Source organism: Acinetobacter sp. LCT-H3 (assembly GCF_001866125.1).
Taxonomy (GTDB): Bacteria; Pseudomonadota; Gammaproteobacteria; order Pseudomonadales; family Moraxellaceae; genus Acinetobacter; species Acinetobacter schindleri.
In genome coordinates this window covers 1-4,838 of the sequence record NZ_MODX01000055.1, presented here as the reverse complement: position 1 = coordinate 4,838, position 4,838 = coordinate 1, and the positions used below count along the sequence as shown (strand labels likewise).

Annotated in this window: 3 protein-coding genes and 2 pseudogenes; 3 read left to right on the top strand and 2 right to left on the bottom strand. The window is 36.6% G+C overall.

Annotated features, from left to right (window positions below; all coding sequences use genetic code 11):
• Positions 1-228: 228 nt before the first annotated feature.
• Positions 229-351 (top strand): annotated as a pseudogene (locus BK820_RS15275) (transposase); the annotation flags it as partial.
• 49 nt (positions 352-400) lie between these two features.
• Here the strand turns inward: BK820_RS15275 and BK820_RS14720 are convergent.
• Both BK820_RS14720 and BK820_RS14715 read right to left on the bottom strand, forming a co-directional pair.
• Positions 401-1,312: a ParB/RepB/Spo0J family partition protein gene (locus BK820_RS14720; RefSeq protein WP_071321325.1), complete on the bottom strand. Its 912-nt coding sequence runs from the start codon at positions 1,310-1,312 to the stop codon at positions 401-403.
• A gap of 13 nt (positions 1,313-1,325) precedes the next feature.
• The gene (locus BK820_RS14715; protein ID WP_004281972.1) at positions 1,326-2,099 is read right to left on the bottom strand and encodes a ParA family protein; all 774 of its coding nucleotides are present in this window, start codon (positions 2,097-2,099) and stop codon (positions 1,326-1,328) included.
• A gap of 857 nt (positions 2,100-2,956) precedes the next feature.
• Between BK820_RS14715 and BK820_RS14710 the strand changes: the two genes are divergently transcribed.
• Both BK820_RS14710 and BK820_RS15730 read left to right on the top strand, forming a co-directional pair.
• Entirely contained in the window at positions 2,957-4,129 is a 1,173-nt protein-coding gene (locus BK820_RS14710) for a replication initiation protein (RefSeq protein ID WP_071321324.1), read from the top strand.
• A gap of 272 nt (positions 4,130-4,401) precedes the next feature.
• A pseudogene (locus BK820_RS15730) lies at positions 4,402-4,554 on the top strand (transposase); the annotation flags it as partial.
• Between the last annotated feature and the right edge of the window lie 284 nt (positions 4,555-4,838).

Genomic DNA, 4,838 nt, shown 5'->3' with positions numbered 1-4,838 from the left:
ATTTTAATTTTGTCATCGGGATAGTCTCTCAGAATATTGACTCTCCGACAAACCCGGTACGGTTCAAACGGTTCAGATGTGTTGCTGGACTTATCGTTGAGCCAGACCTGATTTATGGATAAAGCCTACAACTCTAGGGATCGGGTCATTGATCCAATTTTAGAGGCGAAGGGTCAAGTTGTGATGCCAGCGAAAAGTAATTCTATTGATCAGCGTGATTATGATTGACATATCTACAAGGCAAGACATCTGATCGAGAATTTTTTTACCAAGCTCAAACAATATCGTGCTATTGCCACACGCTATGATAAATTGGCTCAAAACTTCTTATCAGCGATCTTTCTGGCTTAATTGATAACACGCCCTAATTTGAGATTGTCAAAAAAAGTGTAGCAACTTGCTACACTTTTTCACTTTTCTTAATAAGCTGTTTTAAAAAATCTTCTAGTTGTAAGAGACTAGCTTCGTCAATTTCCGAGATATTCAGAGAAACCTTAAGCTGTTTTTGATTGAGTTTGATATTCCCCGCAATCTTACCTGCATATTCAATTTTTCTAACCACAGATGTTGTGGTCAGTTTTTCTGGATCCTGACTCAATATTTTTTCAGCATAGGCAGTAACTTTACTTTGCTCTAGTTTTTTGTCTTTTACTTTTTCCCAAGCCCCTAGCAAAGCCTTTTCGGCCTCAGAAAGTTGCTCTATATGATCCGACAGAAATTTTTTGAATGCAGTTGCAGCAGTACGACCTAGTAGGCCTGGTTCCACATCAAGGTCATTTAAAATTGCTTGAGGCAGTTTTTCGTACGCTAAATACTTGTACATATCTTCGCGATTTAAACCCAGTGAATTGGCTAAACGTTGCTTGTTTTTCTTTAATTTCTCATCAAGTGAGTTCAGGCCAATAAAAATCTCATAATCTGTCAGATCCTGACGCTTTAAATTCTCTGCTAGGGTTAACAAAGACGCTTCTACATTATTTGCATCAATGATAATGGCTTCAATCACAGACTTGCCGAGTAACTGATGCGCCCGTAAGCGTCGCTCGCCTGCAATTAGTTCATATTTCAGATTATCCAGTTTACGCACTGTAATGGGCTGCAAAAGGCCGATTTCATCAATGGAATCCGCCAGTTCTTTTAACAGTGACTCTTCAAAGACTTTACGTGGCTGGTTTGGACTGCGGCTGATATCCTCAATAGGGACATTACGTCTAAACTCTTTCAGCTCTTTAATATTGTCTTTCTGTGCTTGCTGGTGTTTTTCTGTATTCTGTTTCAGTTTCTGAGCTAAAAGCTCTTTGGTGCTTGCCATAATGCTCTCAGGTTTAAACTTTCGCTACAATTTCATTGGCAAGGCTTTCAAAAGCCTTACGTACTTTTGAATTTTTTTCTACTTTCAAAAGTGATTGTTGCAGAATCGCTGCTTGATTGACTTTAGTACTTTGAGGAATGGTAGTTTCTAAAATTTTGCCCACCTGTTTCAAGGCTTCATCCCGAATCAATTTACAAACATTCTGACGTTCATCATGCTTAATCAGTAAAGCGCCTAAAAGCTCTAAATTTGGATTAATACGTTTGATCTTTTCAAGATGGTTTAAAAGATCTGTTACCCCATACAGTCCATATTGTGATCCGGATTCGATAGGGATAATGACATGGGTTGAAGATGCCAGCGCATTGCTGGTTAATAATTTAAGACTAGGTGGACAATCAATCAATATGAAGTCATAAAGATCTTTTAACAGTTCTAGCTTGATATTTAACTCTTCAGAAGGACGGGGAGCTTCTTCTTTTAGTTGGTCTTCTGTTTTTCCTAAATTCAAGGAACCATAAATTAATGATACTTTTTCAAAGTTCGTTTCTTCTTGTAATGCATCTGCCAACAACGAAATATCGCCCACCAGTAATTCTGCTGTAGTCACAACAATTTCGCTTGGATGTTGGATCCCAATGTGTAAACTTGCGTTTGCTTGAGGATCTAAATCAATGACTAAAACTTTGTTGCCCAGATTGGCAAGTTCTGAGGCTAGGTGCACAACAGTCGTTGTTTTACCACATCCGCCTTTATGGTTAGCAACAGTAATAATTTTTGCAGACATGCGTGTCAGATGCTTCCGTATTTGAATGTCTAGTAATATAAATAACTTTCACTCATCTTACTATAGTTTTTAAATTTATAAATCCTATTTGTTCAGATGTAAAACAGCTTAAAAAATAAATCTTTAACTAAGCTAGCTTAATTAATAATTAGAATAATTAGTTATTTAGCTAATTAATAATTAGGAGCATATTTTTATCATATAAAACAAATGCTTGGAATTTTAAAGGTGGAAGGTTTGTCACCGTAAAGTGGAAGGTTTGTCACCGTAAAGTGGAAGGTCTGTCACTGTAAGGTGGAAGGTTTGTCACCGTAAAGTGGAAGGTCTGTCACTGTAAAGTGGAAGGTCTGTCACTAGGGTGGAAGGTTTGTCACTGCTATTTTTTAAACTGCTATTTTTATTTAAAAGTAATTTAAAAAACAATGATTTAAGCTGTTAATAAAGTCTTGTAACCAAGCTTTAAAGGTGGAAAGGTTGTCACTGTATATTCTTGACCTGTGGATAATCTATTTTTATTGGATATTTCCTGATGATTATATGTGCAGTTATACCTTTCAAATCTAACTGAAAGGTGGAAGCCTCGTCACATCAGGGTTTCTATCTGACTTAACCAACCTGAATGCGGATGAAAAAAACTAAAAATAGGCATTCTGAACTGTAATTTCGGGGCTAAAGGTGGAAGGTCTGTCACTATAGGGTGGAAATATTATATTTAATTCCACTTTAAAGGCGAAAAACCGGCTAAAACGCTTTTTTTTGATGACAAGCCTTCCACTTTTAGAATCTTGTGGTGAAAGTCTTGAAAGTTTTTCCACTTTTGTATATAAAAACTAAGTCAAATTATAAATATCACGGTTATGACAGAATCTGAACCATTGCAAGAAGAATCGAATTATATTCCTTACTGTATAGGCAACATTCGCCATAATGGCGTTGTCAGTACCAGTAACCGTTTAATTCGCCCAATCGAGTTATCAGCCAATGAATACAAGGCGCTTCTATATGCAATGGCAGTTGCGAATTATAGTGAGAAAAATAGGGTAAATGGTGAAATCACTGAACAAACCTATATTTATTTGTATAAGGATGATCTGGCAGATTTACTAGGATTGAATAAACGCAATTCAATTAATGTTGCAATAGACCGGATCTATAAAGAACTTTCATCTCGGGTGGCTCATTTTATTATTGAGGAGCCTGCTGATGATGGTAAGAGAAAGACTAAAAAAGTACATTCTGTCGTTCCCATTATCCGTGAGTTAAGATGGGAAGATGACTCTAAAAATGCGATTCAGATTCGTTTTACCAGTGAGGTGTTGCCGTATTTCACTCAACTGGCTGGGGGGAATTTTACTACCTACCAGCTAAAACATCTTTTTGCCCTGGATTCTGTTGCCAGTATGAGTCTTTATACGTATTTCATTAAAAACGAATTCAAGTACGCCAACCAAAAGAGTTATGAAGTGCCATTACTTTTGGAAAACTTGAAAGCACTGATTGATATTAATGAAACCAAATATGATCGCTGGGTAGATTTTAGACGCTATGTATTAGACAAAATAGTGGCAGAAATTAACGAAAATACAGATCTACAATTAGAGTATGAAACCGTTAAGAAAGGCCGTCCAATTGTAGGTGTGAATTTTAAACTGCATCATCGGATTGCTGATAAGGCACTGGATGAAATTGCAGTGATCGAAAAAATCTATCTTGATGTTCCATTTGAAGACAATGCATCCGTAAAAGAATTAGGGGCTAAATTCGATACGAATGTACGTTCTTGGTATATTTTTAATAATGATGAAAATTATCAGCAGTTCAAGAAGTGGTTTAAAAAAGTAGGATGCCTCACTGACTCTCAAGCAAATATTGTCATTAATGACACTTTATTCCAAATGGATTTTGCTGAAATTGGTATGGGGCTGAATGACTTTAAACGAAATATGAAGCATAAACTTAAAAACAATCCGGAATTCGTTCAAAGTATTCGTGAAAGACTGAATGATATTTTTGGTAAAGAGCTGATCTAGCGAAAAGTGTAGCAACTTGCTACACTTTTTTAGATATATGTTCGTAAAGAATACAAGTGGTAAGGACCCTAGGATAAAAACGACTCTGTTGCATAAAGGCTTTAGATATAGATCTTCCCTAAGTTATACAAATTCAAGTGACAACTTGGGTATGAGGTCTGCCTAATTTCTTAAATCTATTCAAAACGTAAGCGTTCGCTGAACACACCTTATGAACTCATCCTATAAGCCTTAATTTAGTCCCTACTTAAAAACAAGTGGGGACTAAATTTATGACTACAAATAACCAGACATCCATCACATCTCTTGAGAAAAAACGAAGAACATGCAGTGCTGAATTTAAACAGCAGATCGTTCAGGCTTGTAAAGCACCGGACGTTTCAATTGCTTCAGTCGCTTTGCAACATGGATTGAATACAGGTATTTGGACCACAGGCTGAGCTCGAAGGCCCGATAGGACAGCAACAACATACAATCCACGTAAAAAATCACAAAATCTTCATCTTCGTTTTATTAAGATGAGTCTGGTCAACTTGATCTGACCCAGATACAGAGAGGTAGCGTTAAATTTTATCGCTCAATTTTTATTTTAAAAATGAAAGTAAGCAGAGGTATGTGGTGCGTAAAGTAATTGAATATGCGGGAGCAGATCTGTCAAGGATCATTGAAATGGCCTGGGAAGATCGCATGATGTGGTTCTAGGATTTTA